Annotated in this window: 22 protein-coding genes; 9 read left to right on the plus strand and 13 right to left on the minus strand. The window is 39.3% G+C overall.

Features of this window, described 5'->3' with window-relative positions; genetic code table 11:
* The 9 genes from AHMF7605_RS02390 to pseB all read right to left on the minus strand — a co-directional run bounded on the left by AHMF7605_RS02390 (nucleotide 1) and on the right by pseB (nucleotide 9042).
* Complete coding sequence (locus tag AHMF7605_RS02390; protein WP_106926089.1) at nucleotides 1–666, minus strand: HAD family hydrolase; 666 nt, start codon at nucleotides 664–666, stop codon at nucleotides 1–3.
* A gap of 129 nt (nucleotides 667–795) precedes the next feature.
* Nucleotides 796–2697 (minus strand): NAD-dependent epimerase/dehydratase family protein, encoded by a 1902-nt coding sequence (locus AHMF7605_RS02395; RefSeq protein ID WP_106926091.1) that lies wholly within the window; start codon nucleotides 2695–2697, stop codon nucleotides 796–798.
* A complete protein-coding gene (locus tag AHMF7605_RS02400) occupies nucleotides 2690–3265 on the minus strand; it encodes a GNAT family N-acetyltransferase (protein ID WP_106926093.1) in 576 nt (191 codons plus the stop codon). Before AHMF7605_RS02400 ends, AHMF7605_RS02395 begins: the two co-directional genes overlap by 8 nt.
* Entirely contained in the window at nucleotides 3252–4145 is an 894-nt protein-coding gene (locus AHMF7605_RS02405; protein WP_158267435.1) for a class I SAM-dependent methyltransferase, read from the minus strand. Before AHMF7605_RS02405 ends, AHMF7605_RS02400 begins: the two co-directional genes overlap by 14 nt.
* 112 nt (nucleotides 4146–4257) lie before the next feature.
* Entirely contained in the window at nucleotides 4258–5109 is an 852-nt protein-coding gene (locus AHMF7605_RS02410; RefSeq protein ID WP_106926096.1) for a cytidylyltransferase domain-containing protein, read from the minus strand.
* Nucleotides 5094–5870 carry an SDR family NAD(P)-dependent oxidoreductase gene (locus tag AHMF7605_RS02415; RefSeq protein ID WP_106926098.1) on the minus strand — a complete coding sequence of 259 codons (777 nt, stop codon included), beginning with the start codon at nucleotides 5868–5870 and terminating at the stop codon, nucleotides 5094–5096. The genes AHMF7605_RS02410 and AHMF7605_RS02415 overlap by 16 nt, the downstream gene beginning before the upstream one ends.
* Nucleotides 5870–6748, minus strand: a complete 879-nt coding sequence (locus AHMF7605_RS02420; protein ID WP_106926100.1) for an aldo/keto reductase — start codon at nucleotides 6746–6748, stop codon at nucleotides 5870–5872. Before AHMF7605_RS02420 ends, AHMF7605_RS02415 begins: the two co-directional genes overlap by 1 nt.
* A complete protein-coding gene (pseC, locus tag AHMF7605_RS02425) occupies nucleotides 6724–7908 on the minus strand; it encodes a UDP-4-amino-4,6-dideoxy-N-acetyl-beta-L-altrosamine transaminase (RefSeq protein WP_106926102.1) in 1185 nt (394 codons plus the stop codon). Before pseC ends, AHMF7605_RS02420 begins: the two co-directional genes overlap by 25 nt.
* 114 nt (nucleotides 7909–8022) lie before the next feature.
* Nucleotides 8023–9042: a UDP-N-acetylglucosamine 4,6-dehydratase (inverting) gene (gene pseB, locus AHMF7605_RS02430; protein ID WP_106926104.1), complete on the minus strand. Its 1020-nt coding sequence runs from the start codon at nucleotides 9040–9042 to the stop codon at nucleotides 8023–8025.
* Between the two features lie 169 nt (nucleotides 9043–9211).
* Between pseB and AHMF7605_RS02435 the strand changes: the two genes are divergently transcribed.
* Both AHMF7605_RS02435 and AHMF7605_RS02440 read left to right on the plus strand, forming a co-directional pair.
* Nucleotides 9212–10312 carry a glycosyltransferase family 61 protein gene (locus tag AHMF7605_RS02435; RefSeq protein ID WP_106926106.1) on the plus strand — a complete coding sequence of 367 codons (1101 nt, stop codon included), beginning with the start codon at nucleotides 9212–9214 and terminating at the stop codon, nucleotides 10310–10312.
* Between the two features lie 164 nt (nucleotides 10313–10476).
* On the plus strand, nucleotides 10477–12909 hold the full coding sequence (locus AHMF7605_RS02440) for an Ig-like domain-containing protein (protein WP_158267437.1): 2433 nt from the start codon (nucleotides 10477–10479) through the stop codon (nucleotides 12907–12909).
* A gap of 57 nt (nucleotides 12910–12966) precedes the next feature.
* On the opposite strand, the gene AHMF7605_RS02445 is transcribed toward AHMF7605_RS02440, so the two are convergent.
* On the minus strand, nucleotides 12967–14292 hold the full coding sequence (locus AHMF7605_RS02445; protein WP_233218890.1) for a glycosyltransferase family 4 protein: 1326 nt from the start codon (nucleotides 14290–14292) through the stop codon (nucleotides 12967–12969).
* 156 nt (nucleotides 14293–14448) lie between these two features.
* On the opposite strand from AHMF7605_RS02445, the gene ffh reads away from it, so the two are divergent.
* Nucleotides 14449–15777 carry a signal recognition particle protein gene (gene ffh, locus AHMF7605_RS02450; RefSeq protein ID WP_106933317.1) on the plus strand — a complete coding sequence of 443 codons (1329 nt, stop codon included), beginning with the start codon at nucleotides 14449–14451 and terminating at the stop codon, nucleotides 15775–15777.
* 117 nt (nucleotides 15778–15894) lie between these two features.
* On the opposite strand, the gene AHMF7605_RS02455 is transcribed toward ffh, so the two are convergent.
* From AHMF7605_RS02455 to AHMF7605_RS02465, 3 genes are all read right to left on the minus strand, one after another.
* Entirely contained in the window at nucleotides 15895–16371 is a 477-nt protein-coding gene (locus AHMF7605_RS02455; protein ID WP_106926110.1) for a nucleoside deaminase, read from the minus strand.
* 154 nt (nucleotides 16372–16525) lie between these two features.
* Nucleotides 16526–16969, minus strand: coding sequence for an Hpt domain-containing protein (locus tag AHMF7605_RS29600; RefSeq protein WP_158267438.1), 444 nt, complete (start codon nucleotides 16967–16969; stop codon nucleotides 16526–16528).
* 465 nt (nucleotides 16970–17434) lie between these two features.
* Nucleotides 17435–18205 carry a hypothetical protein gene (locus AHMF7605_RS02465; RefSeq protein ID WP_146153496.1) on the minus strand — a complete coding sequence of 257 codons (771 nt, stop codon included), beginning with the start codon at nucleotides 18203–18205 and terminating at the stop codon, nucleotides 17435–17437.
* Nucleotides 18206–18702: 497 nt separating this feature from the next.
* Here AHMF7605_RS02465 and rfbF point away from each other — a divergent pair, with 497 nt between their 5' ends.
* The 6 genes from rfbF to AHMF7605_RS02495 are packed head-to-tail and all read left to right on the plus strand — an operon-like array spanning nucleotide 18703 to nucleotide 25381.
* On the plus strand, nucleotides 18703–19473 hold the full coding sequence (gene rfbF, locus AHMF7605_RS02470) for a glucose-1-phosphate cytidylyltransferase (RefSeq protein ID WP_106926116.1): 771 nt from the start codon (nucleotides 18703–18705) through the stop codon (nucleotides 19471–19473).
* Complete coding sequence (gene rfbG / locus AHMF7605_RS02475) at nucleotides 19437–20567, plus strand: CDP-glucose 4,6-dehydratase (RefSeq protein ID WP_233218900.1); 1131 nt, start codon at nucleotides 19437–19439, stop codon at nucleotides 20565–20567. Before rfbF ends, rfbG begins: the two co-directional genes overlap by 37 nt.
* 2 nt (nucleotides 20568–20569) lie before the next feature.
* Entirely contained in the window at nucleotides 20570–21925 is a 1356-nt protein-coding gene (gene rfbH / locus AHMF7605_RS02480; RefSeq protein ID WP_106926118.1) for a lipopolysaccharide biosynthesis protein RfbH, read from the plus strand.
* Between the two features lie 3 nt (nucleotides 21926–21928).
* Complete coding sequence (locus tag AHMF7605_RS02485; protein ID WP_106926120.1) at nucleotides 21929–22963, plus strand: NAD-dependent epimerase/dehydratase family protein; 1035 nt, start codon at nucleotides 21929–21931, stop codon at nucleotides 22961–22963.
* Between the two features lie 9 nt (nucleotides 22964–22972).
* Entirely contained in the window at nucleotides 22973–24193 is a 1221-nt protein-coding gene (locus tag AHMF7605_RS02490) for a class I SAM-dependent methyltransferase (protein ID WP_106926122.1), read from the plus strand.
* A gap of 6 nt (nucleotides 24194–24199) precedes the next feature.
* The gene (locus tag AHMF7605_RS02495; RefSeq protein WP_106926124.1) at nucleotides 24200–25381 is read left to right on the plus strand and encodes an FkbM family methyltransferase; all 1182 of its coding nucleotides are present in this window, start codon (nucleotides 24200–24202) and stop codon (nucleotides 25379–25381) included.
* The last annotated feature ends 16 nt before the right edge of the window (nucleotides 25382–25397 follow it).

Raw genomic sequence — 25397 nt, forward strand, 5'->3', positions numbered from 1 at the left:
TTATAAATTCTTTAAAAAATCTTCGGTTAATTCGTCCAGGGTATAGATGTTCCGGTCGGCTTCGTAAGCTCCGCCCGGCTGTAAATGCGAGTAATTACCCCGCATAATCCGGATAGTCTTAAACCCATGCGGTTTTAAACCCACAAAATCCTTGCTGGGATTATCCCCAACGTAAACAATATGGGCGGGTTCTGTTTTCTCTAACTTACTAATTAGTTCAAAACAGTACACCGAGGGTTTTGCATTTTTTATCCCGTAACGATGCGTAATAAAAACCTTTTTAACTTTATCGGGAACGTGTAAAGCCGTTACTTTATTCTGTTGCACTAATTTATTGCCATCCGTAACAAGGTAAAGGGGGTAATGACGGAACCGTTCCAAACACCGAATAGCATCGGGGTACAAAGAAATCTCTGGCGGGTGCAAGCGGTAAATAGCAAGACATTTCGTCACCAGTTGTTTAGAGTTTTTGCCGTGCATTTGTAAAACATCATTAAAAATAGAACCCCGGCCGCCTGCTTCCAGCCGATTAACTAATTGAATAAATAATTCTTCTGCGGGGCAGTTAAGCAAAGGAGCTAAGTAGTTAGCAACGGCTTTAAATCCACTTTTCACAAAAGTTATTTCTTCGTAGAGTGTGTCGTCGAGGTCAAATACAAGAACCATAGGGAGTAGTTACTCGTTATTAGTTGTTGGTTGGTAGGGTATAAAATACTGAAAATGAATGTGCTGTGATGAATTATGATTGGCAGATCTTTATAAGTCGAACAACGCACAACTAGTAACCAACAACTATTATACAATCAAATCCTGGGCAAACCGAATTTGCTTTTTATCCGGCGTACGCGCAAACGGATAAGTTTCCAGGGCTTCGCCTTGAGCTTCCAATAAAGCCCAATAAAAGGAATCCAACCCGCATTGTGTACTTAAAGTAGAAGCTCCACCAAACCGGCTGTTACACTCAATGATATGAAACTGCCCATCCGGCGTAAGTAATACTTGTAACACCACGTGACCCTGTAATGGTAAAACACGGACTAATTCTTCTCCTAATTTTTCCAGAGCGGGAAACGAAACCGTTTGGGTAACTTGGGATTCGCCATTGATAACTAAATCCCGGGTACGGGCAACTATACCTTTTACTTGGCCTGTTTGGGTTACGTACATATCCAAACTGTATTCCTGGCCTTCGATAAAAGGTTGAAATATGGGTTGCTTTAATTTTTTGGCGTGAGCAAGGGCGTCCTGTTGGTTTAAGTTTAATCCCATGCCCAAAGCACCCGCCCCATAACGTTCCTTAACCACGTATTTTTCGGTATTGGGTAAATCTTCGATAGTTTCGGCAGTTGGAATAACCGGTAAATTCTGAGCGCTTAAGGTTTGATAGAACTGTAACTTATCCAGACAAACCTGCACTGCGGATAAAGAACTCAGCATTACCGAAATACCCTTAGCCATCAGTAAATCTTTATGACTTGCCCAAAATTCCAGTTCGCCATCGCGAGAAGGAATAATTAAAAAAATATTTTCTTGCTGGCAGTAGCGCAATACCTCTTCTATGGAAAGATCAGCCATGCGCGGCATTTGCCAGAAACGATCCACAAAGTGTTTTCCAATTACCTCGGCACTAACATCTGCCCCGTGCAATACAAGGTTTGGATGTAACTTTTTCGTAGCCAGTTTTATCGCTTGTAACATGGGTACTTTGCGGGATATACTGGTTACTAAAACATTGCTGCTAGGGGAAAATACGTCTTTTTTCTCTCGGGCTTGTTTCTCGTAAGCAACAATCTCCGGAATGGCATTTTCTAATTGATACGCCGGTAACCAACCCGTAATTTTTTGAAACAACGTCATATCTGCTTGCGACGCTTCGTACAAGATATCGGAACTTGCTTCCTGGAAAGTTAATGCCGGGAAATGCTGTTTCAGAATCCTGATCATTTCTTCTACTTTTCGGGACTTTCCGCTGCCCAAATTGACAATGCCTTTAAAAGTAGTCGCGCCTACTCGCATTAATCCTTCGGCCACATCGCCGGCGTAGATGTAATCGAAAATCCCTTCTTTTTTAAAAACCGTTAAAGATTCCTGGTTTAGTAAGGCCCGTACCCAACGCGAAATTATATCGCGCGAATTTTTCCCATAGCTCCGGTAAATTCGCACGCAAATGGTCTGAAATTGTTCTCCCCGGAAATCCTCTAAAAAACGCAGCTCAATCTCGTGGTTTAATTTAGCGGAACCCGTTAAATTGCGGGGTAGGATAGGATCGGTTTCTTTTAAAGAATAAGGAGCAGAAGCGGGCTCCTGAAAATTATATAAAACTGGATCGTAAATCAGGTAACTAGACGCAAATATTACTTTTTTGATGGACGGAAGATCTTTTATTTCCGTCATTAAATAGTGGCTCAGATTGACGTTGTGCTGGTAGTTTTCTTCCCAAAAGCCATACGTTTCTTTCGAACGCTCGAAGGTAGCCGCTAAATGAAAGAAATACTCCGGGGCAAAATCCTGCAACTCCCGAGCAGTAATATAATTTAGGTCACCTTTGCGGTATTGGATGTCAGATGGCAAGTGTTTCGGACGGTCTTTTAAATCGCCAACGAGTAAAACTGCACCCGCTTTGTGCAGCTTTTTAACTAATTCGTTGCCTATAACGCCATTACCACCGCTGATAAATACCTTTCTTCCTTTATACATGATATTCTTTTAAAAAACCGTGCAACAGGGAATCCACCAATTGCTGGTCAATAACTACGTGTTGCCGCATCCTACCCTCGAACCGGAATCCATTCTGTTCTAAGATGGCAATATGATAAGGGCGGATGTCGTATGTTTCGGTAAATATCCGGTTAAATTTTAAGTCCTCAAATGTAACTTGTTTGATTAGCGTGATAAAAGCCGAAAAACTTAAATGGTAGCGTTTCTGATCTTGGTAAATAGCCGGGTCAACCAAAAAGGAAAGCTCTATCCGCCGCGATTCCCAATCAATGTTGGTCAGGCCACCATAGCCGATGCAGGTTTCATTTTGTAAGAAACTAAATAAAATAATTTTGGGCTGTTCTTGAGTAAAAGTAGGCAGAACCGCTCGGCGATAATAATTTTCCTGATCTGTATTCGTTAAAGGAGTTTTTTGACGTAAAACGGTAAGTTGACTGTTGCGCCAATCTTTTATCAGGTAAATATCCCGTTCCCGCAAAGCAACAATACTATACCCCTCAAAATGGTAGGATTCTTTGGCAAGTGCCTGGTATCTAGTTACCTGCATGATGATGAGGTTTAAAGAAAGAAATAATTTGACGTCCCATACCTAAATCGGCTAAGGCTCGGTAATATTCTACGGTTTTTTCCACCGAAACCGCGTGCATCAGGTTATCAATTTTAATCCGGGTCTGGTTGCATTCTTTGCCTTTGCTCCTTTCTTTTACGTAGTTGGTATCCGGGTTTACTAAAGCAAAATCAATCGGAAAATCGGCCATGGTAAAAACTTCGTCCCAATTGGATGCTGTTGCCAGGTTTAGTAAACCTGTTTTATTAAAATAAGATAGGTGATCCGGTAAAGCCACCCAAAAATCAGAATCTATCGCACCCGTTTCTTTTAAGTATTGCTGCAACACCGAAAAATCATTGGGAACTTCCACTACTAAAGCACCATCCTCGGCCACCAATTCGCGACAACTTTGTAAAAGTTGCCGCGGGTTTACCACATGCTCCAACACATTGTCGAGCCAGATTACCGTAAACTTTACTTTTTGGGAAATTAATTTTTGAATGTTTTCGTAAATATTGCCCGTTAACAGGTTCTCTAAACAATTAGGATTAAACGTTTCGCAACCGTAACGACTGAAATCTAATCCGGTAACCTGCCAATCGCGCTGTTTGTAAAAGTTTAAAACCCAACCTTCCCCGGAACCTACATCTAATAAGGAATGAGGAGTAGTGGATACCTGAAAGTTTTTTTCCAGCACCAGCTGTTTTTGGGCAATCTTGTTGTAAATGTATTGCAGCTCATGATCGGCGTACGTTTTTTCGTAAGTGCCTTGGGTGTTTTGATAATATTTTTGCGAATAATAGGTCTCTAGTTCTGCTGCCGAAGGTTTATTTAACACTTCGTAGAATCCGTATTTATTTAGTTCGATTGTAGCCAAGATAATTTTGTTTAGTGTTCTAAATGCCGCAACTTCTCCGGTAAATTCAACAATTGGTGCTTATACAAAATTGATGGGTTGTCGAGACTGGGGCTTCTAAAAAGCTATGTCTTTAGTTTTGTTCATTCTGAGCTAATTGCTTGGCAGCATTAGGTAAATCATTATTGTGTAATAAACTAATTGCCTCCTTAATTTCCTCTGCTACATTCGAAAATAACTTTTTTTGGTAGTTATTTTTATTTATAAGTAATACCCATGGATTAGCGTATATAAAACTGGCTGTTTGTTTCAGTGAAAATGATTTGTTATTATCAGTTAATTGCCAAAACAGTAAACAAGCAAGTGCATAATCACTTTCCGTATCTACCGTAAGTCGCCAGTGCTCTTGCCCATACGTAGCATCCTGAAACGCAAAGGTATTTACCTTAAAAAGACTATTGTTTAATCGTATATAAGGAGTAACATGTTCTTGATGTTCCGGAAGTACTGCTTCCTGATAGGTTTTTTTAAGCGATTGAAAAGAGAAAACTTCGATGTTAGTACCAAGCGGTAAACCGTTAGTAATGGTATAATCGAAATTATGTTCCGTATGATTCAAAAGAACTGTATGGATTACATCCGGATCGATAAAAGGATTATCACCGGTTAAACGGACGATAATATCTAACTTATGCTGGGCCGCCGCCTCGTAAAATCGTTGCAGTACGTTGTTTTCTGAACCAGCATAAAAAAAAATAGAATTCGCTTCTGCTACATCTTTCAGAATTTTATTCTCTAAAGTATCAGAAGTAGCTAGAATAATGACGGCATTGTTACTAATTGCTTTTACGCGTATAATAATCTGCTCTAATAAACTGGTAGCTGATCCATAAGGTAAGGGTAACAAAATCTTGCCTTTCAAGCGCGAAGAGTTCATGCGTGCCTGTATGATAAAACCAATTTTGGGTGCTACCATGCCGTCCATCCTCCGTCTACTACCAAATTCTGACCCGTAATATAAGTTGCTTCATCAGAACAAAGAAAAACGAAAATACCTTTTAACTCGGCCGGGTTACCAATGCGACCTAAAGGACTTTTTGCCCTTAGATTTGAGATAAATGATTCACTTTCCTGTACTTTTTCGCTGGGGAAAGGTCCCGGCGAAACGGCATTCACTAAAATGTTATTTTTACCTAAATAGCAGGCAAAATAACGGGTTAATTGCAGCAGGCCCGCTTTCGCCGCTCCATAATGCGGAGGGTTTAAATAGGCTTCATGATTTTTATAGATACTAAACTCGGGCGATACCATACCATACATGGATGATACATTAATAACACGACCGCCTTGCTGCTGCATAAAATAAGGTGTAATTGCTTTTATGCATCGGTAAACAGAGCCGAGATTACCATCTAAGGTGAAAGCAAATTCTTCATCCGTAATGTTTAAGGGTTGCTGACCCTTACTATAAATGGCATTATTTATTAAAGCATCTATCCGTCCAAATTTTTGGTAGAGTTGTTGAAAACTACTATCGACTTCTGAACTGCTACTAATATCCGTTTTTTGAAAAATTAGATCAGGGTTGGAGTAGTTAAAAGCAGACTTAAATTTTTCTTCGTTTCTGCCTAAGACAACTACCTGCGCGCCACTATCCAATAAACCTTTGGTTATATGACGGCCTAAATAGCCATAACCTCCGGTAATAAGAATAACCTTATTTTTAAGAGAAAAAGGATTGTACATTAACTTAGTTGCCAATTAAAGGGTAAAAGAAAACGCTCATCAAAAGTAGCCATTTTCTTAAGAGTATGATATATTGGCTTTATATCGGTTAAAACATTTAAATAATTACTATTATGCGCTAATTCTTCCATCGAGGTTACGCCTACTACTATTTTACTGATTTCTGGATGTAGGTGCGCAAAGGCCAGTAAAACGTGTGATAAAGATAGACCACTTTGTTTTACTACTTCTTGTAAAAATAGCAAGTTTTCCCGGAATGGATGAAAATAGGGGGGTAGCGTAGCAATTTCTTTAAACAACAATCCTTGCAAAAAAATAGATCGAATATGAATCTCTATATCATTTTTGTTCAGGTAAGGGAATAGGTAAGCGAAGCGTTGATCAAACACGTTAAAAGGAATTTGAATCAATTGAATAGGCAAGTTTAACTTTATAATTTCTTCGAGATGTGGCGGATAATATAACGAAAAGCCTATTTTCTGAATTAATCCTTCTTGCTGCAGCTTATAAATTTCATCAAATATTCCGGGGTCCTTAGTAAAAGCTGAATAATCGTGAATTAAATACCCAAAGATTTTATTTTTTTTTAGTTCTTGTAGTGAATTATTAAAAATAGTTCTTACTTCGGCAGTAGAGCAGTTCGGTAGTTTAGAAATAATCTGGAAGCTATTATCCTCATTAGCCAAGCTTTTCCCAATCACAGCTTCGCTGTCACCATAAGCAGCAGCCGTATCTAAAGTGGTAATATTCTGTTCTAGGCAAAGTTTTAAAATATTCCGAACAATCGTTATGGGTACTTTGCCACCCGAATTACTCACCCCGTAATCTAAACCGAATTGAACCGTACCAAGAGCTAATTTGCTTCGTTCGTTAGCCATGTTTTTATCTGATGAATCACAAATTCTTGTTCCTGTTCCGTTAGAGTAGGATACATGGGTAAACTCAAACAGTGTTCGTAATAATTTTCGGCCGCCGGGAAATCACCTGGCTTCCAACCTAGTCGCTGGTAATAAGGCATGGTATGCACCGGAATGTAATGCACCTGGGCATAAATTTGGTGTTGCCGCAAATAGTCGTATAAACCCCGGCGATTTTTTACCTGAATAACGTATAAATGATAAGCGTGGCCCGTTTCGGTTTTATCAGCTAAATAAGCAGCTGGATTCAAAATGGTAAGATTAGCTTCTTTCCGAAAAGCGGCGTCGTAGCGGATGGCTATTTGGCGGCGGCGTTGCAGACCCGCATCTGCCCGTTGTAATTGAGAAATACCTAAAGCGGTTAATATGTCCGGAATGCGGTAATTATAACCCAATTCCTGCATTTCGTAGTACCAGCCACCTTTATCTGGCGGTAATAACTCGGGTTTTTTAGTGATGCCGTGGGTGCGTAATAATATTAATTTGTCGTACAATTCCCGGTTATTAGTTGTAATCATGCCGCCCTCGCCGGTAGCAATATGCTTTACCGGGTGAAAGGAGAAAATGGCTAGATCCGCAAACTTGCCGTTACCGCAGTTTTGTTTCTGGCCAATTTTATCTACAAAGTAACCACCCGGAGCGTGACAAGCATCTTCGAGCAACCAAAGATTAAATTCGTCCGCCAACTGTCGAAATGCTTCTAAATCAACGGGTAAACCGGCAAAATCAACGGGTACAATGCCGGTAAAAAAGCCTTTAGGTTTACTTTCCAGTAATTCTCTGACCTTCTCAATGTCTAATAAGCCGGTGGCGGGATCTATGTCGGCAAAACACACGTTGCCGCCGCCATAACGTACGCAATTAGCCGATGCCACAAAGGTTATAGGAGTCGTGATAACGTTACTTTGTTCATTCACACCCAAAGCTAGGACGCTAAGGTGCAAGGCAGCGGTGCCATTTGCGACCGCCACGGCATATTCACAGCCAATATAATGGGCGAACTTTGTTTCAAATTCTTCAATTTTTGGCCCTTGCGTTAAAAAATCAGATTGCAGCGTTTGAATAACCGCCTGAATATCTTCTTCGGTAATTTGTTGTTTCCCGTACGGAATGGGTTGCATGGTTCACCTGGGTTATTTGGGAGTGTAAAGATACTAGCGACCGGTACATTTACCAGAATAGAAAATGGTAAATTTAAGGAAATAAAAACTGAATAGAACGCCACAAATAATCGATTAAACCGAGAAAGTAGAATCTACGTGTTCTCTAATTTGTTCCCGGATTTGCTCCGGAGTCAACCAATCTGTGTTGGATTCGGAATTATACCGAAAACCGGGTTCCACGTAGTTACCATTAAACTTTTCTAAGAACTTTTCTATTGACCAGACCGGAGTGGAAGGCAGAATAACGTAATATTTCTCTAATTCAATGGTGTTATAAGAGTCAGATTCCGTAATCATTTCTTCGTGTAATTTTTCCCCTGGCCGGATTCCTACAATATGGGGCTGCGCATTTGGAGCAATAGCGGTAGTCACATCAATGATGCGGTAAGAAGGAATTTTAGGAACGAATATTTCACCTCCCCAGGCATTTTCTAAGGCGTGTAATACTAGTTCTACTCCATCTTTTAAAGAAATATTAAAACGAGTCATGTGCGGATGCGTGATTGGTAAGACTCCCTCGTGGCGCTTGCTCAGGAAAAAAGGTACTACTGAACCTCGCGAACCAATAACATTACCATAACGTACCACCGAAAAAGTTAAATCGCGGGAGCCTTTCATGTTATTGGCGGCCACAAACAATTTATCTGAACAAAGTTTGGTAGCGCCGTATAAATTGATGGGAGCCGCCGCTTTATCAGTACTTAAGGCCACTACTTTTTTTACCCCGCAATCCAAAGCTGCATTTATAACGTTTTCGGCGCCAAAAATATTGGTTTTAATGCATTCCATGGGGTTGTATTCGGCAGCTGGTACTTGTTTTAATGCGGCCGCGTGTACTATTATATCAATTCCTTCGCACGCTCGTTTTAAACGTTCACCGTCGCGCACATCGCCGATAAAATAACGGATGGCTTTGTATTGCTGCGGGGAGAATTCCTGGCTCATTTCGAATTGTTTTAGCTCGTCGCGCGAAAAAATTACCAATCGTTTCACCTGCGGCCAACGTTCTAAAACTGTTTTAACAAATTTTTTACCGAAAGAACCGGTAGCGCCGGTAACTAAAATAGCTTTATTATTTAAATCTAATGGCATGAGATTGTATCCTTCTTAAAGAAAGAAACCAGTGTAAATTGTAGCGAAATTCAAACACTCATTTCTTTTAAAGCCGCGAATTTACGCATTATTTATTAGTCTGCTGTTTAAAGCTGATTAGAAACCTTACTTTTATCATTTTAAAAGAACGAAACAGATTATTTAGTTAATGCTACTTAAAAAGCTATTTCAAATTTTTAGTACTTCCGTTAATTATTACTATCAGGCAATTTCCGTTTTCACTCATTCGCAAAAAAAAACGTTACAACCGGTTTATTTGGTAAATTTTACCCCAGAAGAACAGCAGTTTTTAGAAAAATGCGCAAGTTCCCTCAATTACGTGGTAGATTATTCTCTAGGATTCCGGCAAAAAGAATTATTCACGGTTAGGCTAAACAATGTTGTTTTCCTCGGGAATTCGGGGGCATTGGTCTGGAAAGGTAAAGTAATCATTGAATCGGTATTTGACTTAATGCGCTTAACCAAGTCACCGGCTTTCCGCAGTTTTGCTCTTTTAAAATCTAAGCAAAGAAATGGCTTATACAGCTCACTGATGCATTTGCCCTGGGCGGAAACCAGTAACTACCATTGGTTTTTAGATGTCTTACCGCGGTTATTCGTATTAATGCAGAATGCTACTGAAACAATTACGTTGATTATGCCGCAAAACATGCCCGAATTTCAAAGGGAAACGTTGAAATTTTTATTAGCAGATCAACCCTATATTCAATTGGCATTTATTAGTAAGCAAGAAAAATGGCAACTGAATAGTTTTATTTTACCTTCTTTCGTGGCGAATCACAACAGCGGGTATTTACCGCCAAGTATATTAGAGAACCTCCGGAATACAATTTGGGCGGGCTACCAGGTTACCTCAACCGGAAAACCGAAACGAATTTATATAAGCCGCCAGAAAGCTACTAAACGCAAAATTTTAAACGAAGAACAGGTTATAGCCGCTCTACTGCCTTACCAAGTAGAAGTAATTTATGCCGAAGAATTAACCTACCGGCAGCAGGTTCAGCTATTCTATAACACGGAGGTAGTCATAGCTCCTCACGGGGCCGGTTTAACAAACGTTTTATTTTGCCGGCAAGCACAAGTGTTAGAACTACATCCGGTAGATATCATAAAATCGCATTATTTTATGTTAAGTAAAGGTTTGGGCTTTCCTTATTTTTACACGATTGGCAGCTCATCTGATAAAGAATTAAATTTCCAAGTAGATTTAGTTGATTTAGCTTTTAAACTAAAGCAGTTGTTTGAATGAATATATAAAATTATTTATATTTGTTCTTTATATTGGATATGAATACAGCTTTTTATTATCGGGTTTATAGAGGGACTTTTTATTTGTGGTCCCTATTTTTATTATTAAGCTCTTCTCAAGTTTTAGCACAGATAAGTATACCTGGTTCAGGCAATTGCTTAAAATTGGATGGAGCAAACGATTATATTAATGCCGGTCAGCAAAACCGAGGTATTACGAATACTATAACAGTAGAAGCGTGGATTAAGACTACTAATTTCAGTTATACTTGGATTGTAGGTAAATATTCCAATTCATTAGGTGAAGATGGAGGCTACCATTTATATATAATTGACGGTAAAGTTGGTTTTAATGGACGCGATGGTTCGGGAAATTATCGGGCTTCTGGTCTTTCTCAAACAATTGTAGCCGATAATAACTGGCATCATGTGGCGGGAGTATGTAATAATGGCCGTTGGGAAGTTTGGGTAGATGGTATTCAGGAAAGCTTTTTAAATTCTGGTTTTTCCGCCACTAACTTAACTACCCAACAAGCTTATTTAACAATTGGTAATTATGATGACTATAATACCAATTACTTTAAAGGGAACATAGATGAAGTAAGAATTTGGAAAACTGCTAGGACAGCGGAACAGCTTCGTACGAATATGTGCCGTAAATTACAAACTTCTGATGCAAACCTAGTAGCCTACTTTAAATTTGATGAAATTAATACTACTACTTTCAAAGACTTCAGTTTAAGTAACAACAGTGGCCAACTCGTAAATTCTGTTGGTAATAAGGCAACTATTACTTCTGGAGCACCAATCGGAGATGAAAGTTTAGCTATTTACCAGAATACCTGGAGTGCATTGAAACTCTCCCTGGGAAATAATTCTTCAAACGATATTTTCAGCATTAATAATATTGCCCAATATACTAAAGGTATCCACTTATATCGAGTAAATAACTTACCTAATTCTTTAAGCGGCATTTCAGGTAGTACCCCTCCTAATTTTTATTTTGGCGTATTTACCGTTTCGCCGGGTAAATCTTCGACTTACACGGTACAATATAAAACAGAATTAGAATTAACAGATAAGTGTTTAGCCTTATACGGCCGAGAAGATAACGCACAAACCCAATGGAATTTACTTGGAACCACAAAAGAGCCTGATAAATTAATCAAAGAGAATGAAAATTACCGGGGAGAATATATCTTTGATTCTTCAGATTTGGTGCCCGTTACCATCTCCGGAAAAGCTGAAATCTGTTCAGGCGGCTCCACTATCTTACAAGCGAATGCTAGCGGCGTAAGTAAATTTTTATGGAATACCGGCGAAACAGCAAGTAGCATTCAAGTAAATACTGCGGGTACCTACTCCGTGAAAGCTTTTACTACGGACCAATGTTTTACGGAAGCATCTATAGTAGTTAGAGCAATTGAACCCTCTCCGATAGCAATTTCAGGCGAATCAACTATTTGTCCTGGATCAACGGTAAATTTACAGGCAAGTGGTTCGGGTTTTATTAAATTCATGTGGAATACTGGCGCAACAACTAACAATATTCAAGTAAGTAGTCCGGGTACGTATTCAATAAAAGCCTTCACTACGGATCAATGCTTTACCGAAGCTTCCATAGTGGTAAAGCTTGTTCAACCAGCTTCGGTTACTATTACCGGAGAAAGTAAAATTTGTGCAGGTAGTTCTACCGTGCTACAAGCAAACGCTAACGGTGTTTCCAAATTTTTATGGAACACCGGTGAATCTACTCCCGCTATTCAAGTTAGTAAGGCGGGCATTTATTCGGTAAAGGCTTTTACAACGGATCAATGTTATGCCGAGGCCTCCATCCAAATTGAATTATTAAATAAAACTGATGCAGAAATAGTAAAAGCTTCAGGGCTAAGTATTTGCCCGAACAACTCGGCAACCTTAGTGGCTTCTGGTTCGAGTGGAACCTACCAATGGTACGATGCGGCCACCGGAGGAAATTTAATTTTTGAAGGCGCCTCTTTTACCACTTCCCTCTTAACTAAAACTACCACCTTTTTTGTGCAATCCACCCGTAATAATCAATGCAGTTTAGGAGAACGTACTCCCGTTACAGTTCAAGTAGGCGTTATAAACGCGGACGCTGGACGTGATACCACCATTAAGGAAGGTAATGCCGTAATTTTGCAAGGTAAAGGTGGCGTAAAGTATCACTGGGAGCCTGCCACCGGACTTAGTAATGCTAACGTAGAACGCCCAATTGCCAGCCCAAGTAAAACAACCACCTATCAGGTAACTGCCTATTCACCGGATGGTTGTTCATCTACAGATGAAGTAACAATTACGGTTATTCCCCGGATTATGGTGGTTAATACGTTTTCTCCTAACCACGATGATAGGAATGATCAATGGGAAATCTTAAATATTGAGAATTACCCGGAAGCGGCAGTGGAGATATTTAATCGCTGGGGTGGGTTGATTTTTAAATCGACGGATGGCTATAAAAAGCCTTGGGATGGTACTTACAAAGGGCAAGATCTGCCACTAGCAACTTATTATTATATTATTCGCCTAAATAAGAAATCTAAACCCATTGCCGGATCAGTAACCTTAATCCGATAAATAGAACATGTCAGTATGCTTTCACAACTGCAATAGATAGTAAGTAAAGTCTAATCCTTACTTCTCCTGAATAATTTCCGCCAGTTTACCCGTTAAAGCACGGCGGGAATAGCGATGGTAATCTACAATGGGTAAATCCAGGTTCGGGTTTATTTTCCAGCTATGGGCTAATTGATCCAGGTAATCTACCATCTGATCGTAAGCGGCATAATGAAATACCCGCCCTGCCCCACATTCATCAATTATCCGGTCGGCATCGCTGTGTAATGGCCCAATGCAGATGATGGGTTTATTAGAAGCCAGGTATTCAAAAAGCTTACCGGGTAAAATGCAAAAGTTATTCACCACATCCGGAATCCCCATTAACAATACCGTAGCCGATAATAAATAGCGGATCGATTCGTGATGGGGTACAAACGAAATAATTTCTGTAATATTTGCTAACTCGGCTTGCTCTACTTGCCGGCGCACCATTTCCGAAATTTTACCTACAAAACGTAATTGAAAAGGCACATCGGGGTAACGACGAGCCACCTCGGCCAGGGCTTTTAAAAATAATTCGATGTTATAGGTTTCCGAAATAGTACCGGTGTAGGTAATGCATAGTTTATCTTTCGGCGGTTCAGAAGCATAAGTAAAATCTTCTTCGTCGTAGCCATTCGGTAAAACTATTATTTTGGTGGAATCAATCCGGGCGGATTTAGCTACCAATAAGCGTTTGGTATCGGCGCTGGTTACCAGTATGGCATCGGCTCCTTCAATAACCGCTTTTTCGTAGCGGGCATCCATTTGTTTGGCCAGAGCAGTATGATTCAGCTCTTTATAATAATAAATATCCGTCCAGGGATCCCGCAAGTCGGCTATCCATTTAATATGCGGAAACTCTTTTTTTAGTTTTAACCCAATTAGCTGCGACGAATGCGGCGGACTAGTAGTAATAATCGCGCTAAAAGATTCAGATTGGAACAATTCTTTTGCGGCCTTTATCGCGAACCGGTTCCAACCTACCCGGGCATCCGGAATAAATAAATTGCCCCGGATAAAATTAAAAACTTTTTGGACCAGGCTCTGGTTGTTTTGGTTGGCAAAGCCACCGTATGGAATCTCCTTTTTGCCCGTTAATTTTTTGTAATATTCAAAAGGTTCGCTCGTATTCGTCCGGATTACTTTAACGGAGGCGGGTACATCCGTGGCAAGCGAGTTGTCCAGCACCGGATAAGCACCTTTTTTTTCATCTACCGTTATTACTGTAGGCGTTAAATGAAACTCGGGCAGATGCTTTACAAACTTTAAGCAACGCTGCACTCCCGCTCCACCGGAAGGCGGCCAGTAGTAAGAAAAAAATAATACATTACCGGAAGAAGGAGCTTTTGGGTTTGCCAAGGATAATTTAATTCTGATTTAAGTAAGAGAAAAATATTACAGCATAAAGGTTTAATTACCGTAAATATTAATTGAGCGAATATACGTTGCTGGCGTAAAAATATCAGGTATTTTTATTTTTTCTGCTTATTTTTGTTTACTAAAGAAGATACACGCATGTTTGATAGTTTAAGTAGCAAATTAGACCGGGCCTTCAAAACCCTGAAGGGTCAGGGCAGCATCACGGAAATTAACGTAGCCCAAACCATTAAAGAAGTCCGCCGGGCTTTGGTCGATGCCGACGTGAATTATAAAGTGGCTAAATCGGTAACCGATAAAATAAAAGATGAAGCCATGGGCCGCGACGTGTTGATTGCGGTATCGCCCGGGCAGTTGATGGTTAAAATTGTGCACGAGGAGCTTACCCACTTAATGGGAGGCGAAAAACAGGATATTCAAATAAAAGGCGACCCGGCTATTATATTAATTGCGGGTTTGCAAGGTTCGGGTAAAACCACTTTTACCGGTAAACTGGCGAATTACCTGAAAAAGCAAAATCGCAATGTGTTGGTGGCGGCTTGCGACGTGTACCGGCCAGCCGCGATTGACCAGTTAAAAGTATTAGCCGAGCAAGTAGGAGTGGAGGCTTATACCGAGACGGACAATAAAAACCCCTTACAAATCGCTCAAAATGCAATAGCTTACGCGAAAGCGAATAATAAAAAAGTTGTAATTGTGGATACGGCGGGCCGTTTAGCCGTGGACGAAGCCATGATGCGCGAAATTGCGCAACTAAAAGAAGTTTTAAAGCCAACCGAAACCTTGTTCGTGGTAGATTCCATGACCGGCCAGGACGCGGTAAATACGGCCAAAACCTTTAATGATCGTATTAATTTTGATGGGGTAGTTTTAACTAAGCTGGATGGCGATAGCCGGGGGGGGGCAGCGCTTTCTATCCGGGCCGTGGTAGAAAAGCCAATTAAATTTATCAGTACCGGCGAGAAAATGGAAGCCCTCGATTTGTTTTACCCCGACCGGATGGCGCAGCGGATTTTGGGTATGGGCGACGTGATTTCGTTGGTAGAACGGGCACAGCAAACTTTCGATGAGGAAGAAGCGCGCCGTATTAACCAGAAAATCCGCAAGAATCAGTTTAACTTTGATGACTTTTTGTCGCAGTTAGAACAGATTAAGAAGATGGGAGATATTAAAGATCTCGTCAGTATGATACCGGGCGTAGGCAAAGCCATGAAGGATGTGGAAATTGACGAGAATGCGTTTAAACCTATCGAAGCCATCATTAAATCCATGACGAAAGAAGAACGCGCTAATCCGGACATTATTAGCGGTAACCGTCGGAACCGGATAGCCAAAGGCAGCGGCACCAACATTCAGCAGGTAAATAACCTCATGAAACAGTTCAACGACATGCGCAAAATGATGAAAAATATGAATAAACTTACCGGGAAAGGCGGTGGGTTATCAAAAATGAAAATGTTTAAGTAAAAGATATTTGTATCTGGATTTTAGGCATTAGACTTTTTTGAATAATTATAAAAACAAGAGGCTTCTCACGAGAAGCCTCTTGTTTTTATAATTAGATTAGAATTCCTGCTGTAGAATCTAATATTCAGATTTATGAGGATTTTTGCTCCATTCTTCAAAAGCCACAATAGCTTCTTCGGGTAGTAATTGTTCCATGGCAATCCGGCATTCTTGCCGTGGTTTTTTTAATTCTTCGTAGATAAAATTATCGTCGAAGCCGACGGCAGCCGCATCTTGTTTCGTGTTGCCATAATAAACTTTCCGGATTCGGGCCCAGTAGATAGCACCAAAACACATGGGGCAAGGTTCGCAACTGGTATAAAGTTCACAATCGCTTAAATGATACGTTTGTAGAGTGGCACAGGCTTTCCGGATGGCATCCACTTCGGCGTGGGCTGTGGGGTCGTTAGAGGCTAATACCTGATTAAAGCCGTAGGCAATAATTTCTCCGTTACGCACCACTACTGCGCCAAAAGGTCCCCCATAGCCGGCCCGCATTTTATCAAGAGACAGCCGAATCGCTTCCCGCATGTATTTCTCTTTATTTTTTTCCATTTTAAATACTACTCAGCTCCCTGTACAACTACTTAGTTGTTCGCGATTGGGTTTAAAACCTTCTTTAATTAGCTTAATAAGTAATTAATACACCCAACTAATTCTGTTAGAATACTAATAAAATAGCTCAAATAGAATTATTTAATGAGCTTATCTATTCTTCTAAGTTGTTTTGGCTTAGATTATTCAGCTTTATTTGTAATTCAATAACCGCTTTTTCCCAGACTTCAGTAAAAAGGTTTACTAAAGAAGGTACAGATTCCAAACGTATTAATTTACTAGTATTAGCTTCCAACTTAGTTAGTAATTTTAATAACTTTTCTATTCCCACCAAAGTTATGGGGGAGCGCATTTTGTGAACTAACTTTCTCAGATTTTCCCAATCATTTTGCTTCGCCAAAAAATTGAGGTTCTTTACATTTTCCGGGGATTGTTGCAGGAATAAGATGATTATATCGGACATAAATCTTACATCGCCCCCGGCAATTTCCTGTAAATAGGTAAGATTTATATAATTAGCTTCTGGCGGGGAAGCATTATAATCCCTTGTTTTTAAAGAAGGGGATGATTGGATTTTAGCTGGTTTCTTCTTTGGCACCAAAGCAATAATTTAGTAAAATTAACAAAGTTATTGTTTAATGATTAAAATGAGTGTATGTAAGCATTTACAAAAGCAAGTTCGCCGGAATTAATACATAAAATTAATTTATTTTAAAATAAATCCCGCATAAACAACTAGTATGCAAAATATTAAATTTTAAGGAAAAATCCCATCCTAATACCTAAATTTTAGCTTTAAATTTAATATTTTTTATATTAAGTAGTTGTTAGTTATTAGTTGCTCGTTGTTCGCTTAATTAATTCATAAGGATCCGTAAGTTATCTCACCTGGTAGTCTAAACTTATTTCGTCGAAGTACTTACGAGTAATCAGATTAAAATACCAATACCTGATTTTAGTTAAAATTAATTTAACAAAGAAGCCGTTAGTTGTAATTACAATTAACGGCTTCTTTGTTAAATTAAAGAGAAATGCAAAACAATCTCCAACTTCAGACTCGAAATTAATCTTCTTCCACCATAGTACGGAACCGATGCAAGCCATTGCGTAAAATAATATAGAAAACGTAAAGCAAACCAATCAGCAAGCCACCAATAGCTCCTTTAGCGGCATTTTTATAGATGGTTCCGCTCGCTGGCCTGCCAAAAGTGATAAATCGGTCGATAATTTCAATCTCTGAATTAATAAATAACAACCGGTCAATTTTTAGTTGCTGATCATACAGCCGGAAATCTTCGCGGTAAATATCAATGGGATTTGATTCTTTATCATTTAAAGTAACATTGGTTCCGGTTTTACTTGGTCCATCGGGTAAATAGCTTTTTGCCATATAAGATTTAAGGGTATCTAGGTTTTTCGATTCCCGGATTAACTTGGCCTTTCGGCTAAGCAAATTCTTTCTCTCAATGGCTATCCGTTTATTTACGAATTTATTGTTTTTAATATAGTTTACCAGAACAGTATCTAAACCAACCAGAGTGGTAGTATCATATACTTGCACCATAATCTGGAAGGTAGAATCACTGTGATTCAAAATTAAAGAATCTAATCGTCGCTGATTTCCTTTTGTATTTTTATAAAGGTCAATCAACATTTGCATATTAGGCGAAATAATCTGCTCTACCTGAATTTTCCGGAGGCTTTTCGCTTTTTTGGGCTCAATTTTTAATAAGCTTGCCAAAACCCGAAAATTATTTTCGGAGCAAAGGCGGTTTAAGTTTTGAATGGAATTATCTAAAAATTCGCCCCGATAATAAGCTGAATTTAAAGTCATTCTTGATTCATAATAAGGTTTGAAAGCGTAGAAATAGGCTACTCCCAAAATTGTACCTACAAGTATTAAAGCAAAAATTACCTTAGTTTTAGAAATAAAAGTATCGAGGTATAAAAAGAACAATCTAAAAATAGATTTAAGAAATTTTACAAATCCTCTACCTATAGATATAAAAATTTTACTCAGATCAATTTCATCCAAACTGGTATTATTCTCAACTGGAGTACGCTCTTTGTAATTCATAAATTAAATTCAGAAAAACTATTTATATAGATTGTAATGGGCAAGCAGTTTTATTTAGTTAAATAAACTATTAGAATACTCAAGTATTTTTCTAGTTTAAAATATTATTTATTCTGAATAGAGAATTTAGTTCTCTTCCAATCTTCATGGTCTTGGTTCCGTGCAAAAGTATAAATATTTCCTAAAAGGTAAGCTACGGTTTAGGGTACTAAATTATTTTTGCTTTTTAATCCTACAATCATGAAGTTTGTGCAATGAAAGTAGTCATTCTTGCAGGGGGGTTAGGTACCAGATTAGCCGAAGAAACAGATTTACGGCCTAAACCCATGGTCGAAATAGGGGGCAAGCCCATCATCTGGCATATCATGAAAATTTACTCAACCTATGGGTTTAACGAGTTTGTCGTTTGCCTGGGCTATAAAGGTTATGTAATTAAAGAATACTTTGCCAACTATTTTTTGCATCAGTCAGATGTCACGATTGATTTATCCAACAACGATCTGGAAATTCACAATAGTTTTTCGGAAAAGTGGAAGATAACCTTAGTAGAAACCGGCAAGGATACGCTTACCGGCGGTAGAATCAAGAGAATTCAGAAATATATTGGGAATGAACGGTTTATGCTTACTTATGGAGATGGAGTTAGCGACGTCAATATTCACGAGTTAATCAGAACGCATAATTCTGGTAAAAAATACGTTACTATTACTGCTATTCAGCCTTCGGGTCGTTTTGGGGTATTAAGTTTCGGTGAAGATAATTACATTACTTCTTTTCACGAAAAGCGCAGTGAAGATGTTGGTTGGGTTAATGGCGGTTTTTTTGTTTGCGAACCTGAAATTTTTAATTACATAGAAGGCGATAGTACTATTTGGGAACGCGAACCGTTAGAGAATCTATCAAAAGAAAATCAGTTAAAAGCTTATAAGCATAGAGGCTTTTGGCAACCTATGGATTCGTTAAAAGACAAATTAGATTTAAACGAACTTTGGAACAGCGGGAATGCCGCCTGGAAAATTTGGTAATGGAAGCATTTCTGCGAGAAAATTACGCTGGTAAAAAAGTTTTAGTAACGGGTCATACTGGCTTTAAAGGTTCCTGGCTGCTTGTTTGGTTAAAGCAATTGGGAGCAGAAATAATGGGCTATGCCAAAGCACCTGAAACCCAAGAAGATCTGTTTAATCAAATCTCCGGCGAAGATTATTGTTATTCGGTAATTGGAGATGTTTTAGACAAATCGGTTTTATCGAAGTGTATTTCGGATTTTCAGCCCAGCTTTGTATTTCACCTTGCGGCTCAGCCTTTGGTAAGAACTTCTTATGAAATACCAGTTGAAACATTTGAAGTAAATACGATTGGAACAGCGAATGTACTAGATGCAGTAAGAATAATTTCTGGCAAATGTACGGTGGTTATAATTACTACGGATAAAGTTTATGAAAACCAGGAGTGGCCGTATCCTTACCGCGAAGTGGATGCTCTTGGTGGCTATGATCCTTACAGTGCGAGTAAGGCCTGTGCCGAACTAGTAACCAATTCTTATCGAAATTCCTTTTTTAACGTAAAAACTGTTTCTGTTCATCAGAAGGCAGTTGCTACCGCCCGGGCAGGCAATGTAATAGGTGGGGGTGATTGGGCCCGCGATAGAATTGTTCCGGATATTGTGCGGGCTTTACAGAGTAAAAATCTGATTCCTTTACGTAATCCAGCCGCCATCCGGCCCTGGCAACATGTGTTAGAACCTTTGTTCGGGTATTTGCTTTTAGGCGCTAAATTAGCCTTAGAGCCCGAAATATATTCTACGGCCTGGAATTTTGGTCCCAATACAAATGATATTTTATCAGTAGAAAAATTGGCTCATTTAGCGCTTCAAGTATGGGGAGAAGGAGATATTCAAAAACTTGATTTGGCAGATCAACCCCATGAGGCAGGAGTACTTAAATTAGATATAAGTAAAACCTACAAGGTATTGCAATGGCGGCCATATTTAAATACCCATGAAGCCGTAGAAAAGACCATTCAATGGTATAAAAGCTTTATCTTAAAAGAAAAGAATGCTTCGGAATTGATACTTGCCGATATTGCCAGTTTTTTGAATCAAATAAATGAAAGTGAATAGAAATGAGTGCATTGGAAAATTTAACAGCTACTGGCTTCAAAAATATTAACGGAGAACTACTTTCTGGCTTAGAAGAGATTGCTGTGCGCAATACTAGCAAACAGTTTCGGCCGGGGGTAGACTATATTCCAGTTACAGGCAAAGTATTAGATGCCCAGGATTTACTTTATGGGGTAGATGCTACCTTAGATGGTTGGTTAACTACTGGTCGGTTTGGCCCTGAGTTTGAAAAGAATCTGGCCGAGTGGGTAGGCGCTAAATATAGTTTTTTAGTAAATTCTGGTTCTTCCGCTAACCTGGTTGCTTTCTACACTTTAACTTCACCTAAATTGAAAGACCGGGCTTTAAAACCCGGCGATGAAGTAATAACGGTAGCTGCCGGTTTTCCTACAACGGTTAACCCCATGATTCAGTTTGGGTGCATACCGGTTTTTATTGATGTAGATATACCTACCTATAATATTAAAGCCGAATTAATTGAGCAGGCAATTACTCCTAAGACGAAGGCCATTATGATGGCGCATACTTTAGGTAATCCATTTAATTTGGGAGTAGTAAAAGAAATTGCTAAAAAATATAAACTCTGGCTAATCGAAGACGATTGCGATGCGTTAGGGGCTACTTACCAAGGTAAAAAAACCGGCACTTGGGGCGATTTAGCTACTTTATCTTTTTACCCGGCGCATCATATAACCATGGGCGAAGGCGGAGCAGTATTAGTGAACAACCTGAATTTACGGCGAATAGTAGAAAGTTTCCGGGATTGGGGAAGAGATTGCTATTGTGTACCGGGCGCAGATAATACCTGTGGTAAACGTTTCTGCTGGAAACTAGGCGAATTACCGGAAGGTTACGACCACAAATACACGTATTCTCATATTGGGTTTAATTTAAAAGTAACTGATATGCAGGCCGCCATTGGTATTAGCCAGCTTAAAAAGGCCGATTACTTTGTAGAGAAGCGCAGAGAAAATCATAAGCTGTTATATCAAAAGTTAAAACTTTTTGAAGATCATTTTATTTTGCCGGAAGCAACTCCCGAGGCTAACCCGAGTTGGTTTGGTTTTATGATTTCTATCCGGGAAAACAGTCCGATAAACCGGAAAGATCTTGTTTCTTACTTAGAAGAAAATAAAATTGGTACCCGTTTATTGTTTGCCGGAAATTTACTCCGTCAACCGGCTTATCAGCATATCCAATATCGGAAAGTAGGTGATTTAACAAACACCGATTTTATAATGAGTAATTCTTTTTGGTTAGGAGTTTGGCCCGGATTAGAAGAAACGCATTACGATTATATTGTAGAAACCCTGCATACTTATTTTAAACAAAATAATATTTCCAGGGGAGAAGCTTAAGGAATGGTTTCCCTACTACCTGATCTGGAACATATTCTGCTTTATACAGAAGGAGTATGGCCTTTTCTCCGGGATAAGCACTTGTTTATTTCGGGAGGAACTGGTTTTTTTGGCCGATGGCTTTTAGAAAGTTTGGTTCATGCCAACACCAAGGGTAATCTTAATATTAAAATTACTGTTTTAACGCGTAACAGGGAGGCATTCCGGACAAAAGCCCCTCACTTATTTGAGTATTCATTTTTAAATTACCTGGAAGGAGATATTCAAAATTTTACTTTTCCGGAAAGCTCTATAGATTTTATTATTCATGCTGCTACCGAAGCCAATGCGCAACTAAATGCGGAGAGTCCGCTTTTAATGACAGATACTATTGTTGCTGGTACTCGCCGGGTATTGGATTTAGCGCGGCAGAAGCAGGTGAAAGCTTTACTTTTAACCAGTACCGGAGCTGTTTATGGCCGCCAGCCCCCCGAATTAACGCATTTACCCGAAGATTATTTGGGAGGGCCGGATATTACGAATCCTTATTGGACCTATGGCGAAAGTAAACGCATGGCCGAGTTACTCGCGGCCATTTATTTTAAACAGTTTAATGTTCCGGTTAAAATTGCCAGATGTTTTGCTTTTGTAGGCCCCTTTTTACCTTTAAATACACATTTTGCTGCCGGTAATTTTATTTTGAACGGTTTAAACCAACAGCCCATTATTATAAAAGGCGATGGTACTCCTTACCGGTCTTATTTGTTCGCCGCCGATCTCGTAATCTGGTTACTGCACATTTTAATTCATGGGCAAGCCGGGCAACCGTACAACGTAGGCTCAGATGAAGAAATATCGATTGCGGAATTAGCAAATTTAGTGGCCCGGCAATTTCAACCGGTTTTAGAACCGCAAATATTAACGAAGCCACAACCACAATTACTAACAGAACGTTATGTGCCATCGGTTGAGCGGGCAAAAAAAGAGTTACAACTTAAAATAACTATCTCTTTAGAAGAAAGCATTAAACGCACCATACATTTTTACGGGAAAGAATAACCTTAGATTATGCCAGTAGAATTAAAGCGTCCTTGTCCGGTATGCCAATCGCAAACCGGAAATTTTCTTTATCATCAAGATTTTATTCTGTTTGATGGGCATCCGCTAAGTCAAGGGTTCGATCTGGTTTATTGCGACAATTGTTACTTTACTTTTGCGGATACCACTGTTACCCAAGCAGATTACGATGAGTACTATACTAACTTATCGCGCTACCAGGATAATAAAACATCTACCGGCGGCGGAGAATCTAATTACGATTCTATCAGGCTAGATAATGCTGTAAACGACATTGTTCAGGTTGTGCCAAACAAAGAAGCAAGAATATTAGATATTGGTTGTGCGAATGGAGGGCTTCTAAAACGTTTAAAAGATATTGGTTATAAAAACCTGGTCGGACTTGACCCATCGCCTGTTTGTGTGGCAAATACCAAATCCCTGACCTGTTTGGAGGCTTATGCTTCCAGTTTGTACCATATTCCTGTTGAATTAGGTAAATTTGATTTAATAATTGTTTCGCACGTTTTAGAACATTTGTTTGAAGTAGGTGAAGCAGTGTCAGCGTTTGCGGATATTTTAAACGCAAACGGAATATTATATGCGGAATGCCCGGATGCAGCCAAGTATGATCAGCAAGTTCATGCCCCATTCCAGGAATTCAATACCGAACACATTAATCATTTTTCTTTAATTTCTTTTCAGAATATTTTCTCTTTAGCAGGTTTTGAGAAAGTAAAAGACGGGCAACGGTTTGTATTAAATCCCTCTGGTTTACCATATGCCGTGGTGTATGGATTTTATGCCAGGAAAGAAGCCCTGGAAACACCGTCTACTCTAGCCAAGGATCAGGAAGCCTTAGAATCAATTAAGAACTATATCCAGCTTTCTTCCAATATTTTATCTTGTATGGAAAATAAGATTAGCTTATTAAACCAGGAGCAACAAGAAATTTTAGTGTGGGGCACGGGCCAACTTACCATGAAGCTTTTAGTAAATACTTCTTTAAAAAAGTCAAAAATTAAAGGTTTTATTGATTCTAGTCCGGTTAACGAAGGCCGGCAATTACTTAATATTCCTATCCACCATCCTTCCAATATGGCAGATAAAATAAGCCATAAAGATATTATCCTCGTAACTTCTACTATTTATGAAGATGCTATTAAAGAGGATATTGTTACTTTATATAAATTTACGAACCGAATAGAAGGATTAAAATCCTGTTTAAACTAGTCTGACATGATTCTACCGGTAATTGAGGAATTAGAAGCCCAACTTGACTTTTTGTTGAACGAAGATATAAGCAAGGCTGAAAAAAGGGCTGGTGAAGGTTTTATAAATCTGGCTGCTCAAAAAAAAATAGTATTAATTGGTTCCGGAAACGTAGGTTCTAAGGTACTGCACGTATTACGTGAGCAAAAGTTTGAGGTAGTTGCCTTTACAGATAATAACCAAGCCAAATGGGGTACAAAAAAAGATGGCCTGGAAATAGTAGCTCCGGAGGTTATAGCGGCAGAATTTCCGGACGCTTTGTATATTGTATGTATATGGTCGGCAGGCCATTTTTATAAAGATTCAAAAGCACAGTTTACCGCTTTGGGCTGTAAAAATATTATTCACTGCGGGCTTGTATTTTGGCAATATCCGCAGCAACTTTTGCCGCATTTTCATTTTGATCTACCGCAAAATTTTTTGAAGCACCGGAATGATATAAAAAGTGCTTTTAATTTATTCTTTGATCGGGAGTCAAAAAGCCAGTTCCTGGCGCACGTACGCGCCCGCTTATGGCTTGATTTTGAAGGATTACCTACTCCTTTACCCGTAGCCGAGCAGTATTTTTTGCAGAACGTAATTACAACTTTAGAAGATGAGGTATTATTAGATGGCGGCGCCTACCGCGGCGATACCTTACACGAGTTTATTAAAATCTATAATTCTAACTTTAAATCTTATATTGCTTTAGAGCCAGATCCTACTAATCTGAACTACCTAAATAATTATTTAGCGAGTTTGGAACCAGATATTGCTAAAAAAGTTTCGGTGTTACCCTATGCTTTGGGTGCCAAAAATGAAACTTTACGGTTTGATGCTTCGGGCGGTACAGGAGCGGCTTTAAGCTCTACAGGTTCCTTAGAGGTTGCTTGTGTGGCCTTGGATATTGAATTTCCAAACGCCGATATATCCTTTATAAAGTTGGATATTGAAGGGGCCGAACAGGAAGCCTTAAAAGGAGCTAAAACTATTATACAAAATAATAAGCCGGTAATTGCCGTTTGTATTTATCATATGCCCGATTGCCTTTGGTATATAGCTTTATACTTACATAGCTTATTACCCGATTATAAGTTTTTTTGCCGGACCTACGACAGCGACGGTTGGGAATTTGTCCTGTACGCAGTTCCGGTTGCCAGAATTAAGTAGATTTTACGATTAAATA

This window comes from Adhaeribacter arboris, from assembly GCF_003023845.1.
GTDB classification, from domain to species: Bacteria; Bacteroidota; Bacteroidia; order Cytophagales; family Hymenobacteraceae; genus Adhaeribacter; species Adhaeribacter arboris.

Coding starts and splice junctions, on each gene's coding strand:
- rfbH (WP_106926118.1), top strand. CDS start 20,570: ATGAGTGCATTGGAAAATTTAACAGCTACTGGCTTCAAAAATATTAAC.
- AHMF7605_RS02495 (WP_106926124.1), top strand. CDS start 24,200: ATGATTCTACCGGTAATTGAGGAATTAGAAGCCCAACTTGACTTTTTG.
- AHMF7605_RS02395 (WP_106926091.1), bottom strand. CDS start 2,697: ATGTATAAAGGAAGAAAGGTATTTATCAGCGGTGGTAATGGCGTTATA.
- AHMF7605_RS02410 (WP_106926096.1), bottom strand. CDS start 5,109: ATGGACGGCATGGTAGCACCCAAAATTGGTTTTATCATACAGGCACGC.
- AHMF7605_RS02390 (WP_106926089.1), bottom strand. CDS start 666: ATGGTTCTTGTATTTGACCTCGACGACACACTCTACGAAGAAATAACT.
- rfbF (WP_106926116.1), top strand. CDS start 18,703: ATGAAAGTAGTCATTCTTGCAGGGGGGTTAGGTACCAGATTAGCCGAA.
- AHMF7605_RS02420 (WP_106926100.1), bottom strand. CDS start 6,748: ATGGCTAACGAACGAAGCAAATTAGCTCTTGGTACGGTTCAATTCGGT.
- ffh (WP_106933317.1), top strand. CDS start 14,449: ATGTTTGATAGTTTAAGTAGCAAATTAGACCGGGCCTTCAAAACCCTG.
- pseB (WP_106926104.1), bottom strand. CDS start 9,042: ATGCCATTAGATTTAAATAATAAAGCTATTTTAGTTACCGGCGCTACC.
- AHMF7605_RS02455 (WP_106926110.1), bottom strand. CDS start 16,371: ATGGAAAAAAATAAAGAGAAATACATGCGGGAAGCGATTCGGCTGTCT.
- AHMF7605_RS02465 (WP_146153496.1), bottom strand. CDS start 18,205: ATGACTTTAAATTCAGCTTATTATCGGGGCGAATTTTTAGATAATTCC.
- pseC (WP_106926102.1), bottom strand. CDS start 7,908: ATGCAACCCATTCCGTACGGGAAACAACAAATTACCGAAGAAGATATT.
- AHMF7605_RS02485 (WP_106926120.1), top strand. CDS start 21,929: ATGGTTTCCCTACTACCTGATCTGGAACATATTCTGCTTTATACAGAA.
- AHMF7605_RS02490 (WP_106926122.1), top strand. CDS start 22,973: ATGCCAGTAGAATTAAAGCGTCCTTGTCCGGTATGCCAATCGCAAACC.
- AHMF7605_RS02400 (WP_106926093.1), bottom strand. CDS start 3,265: ATGCAGGTAACTAGATACCAGGCACTTGCCAAAGAATCCTACCATTTT.
- AHMF7605_RS02415 (WP_106926098.1), bottom strand. CDS start 5,870: ATGTACAATCCTTTTTCTCTTAAAAATAAGGTTATTCTTATTACCGGA.
- AHMF7605_RS02435 (WP_106926106.1), top strand. CDS start 9,212: ATGCTACTTAAAAAGCTATTTCAAATTTTTAGTACTTCCGTTAATTAT.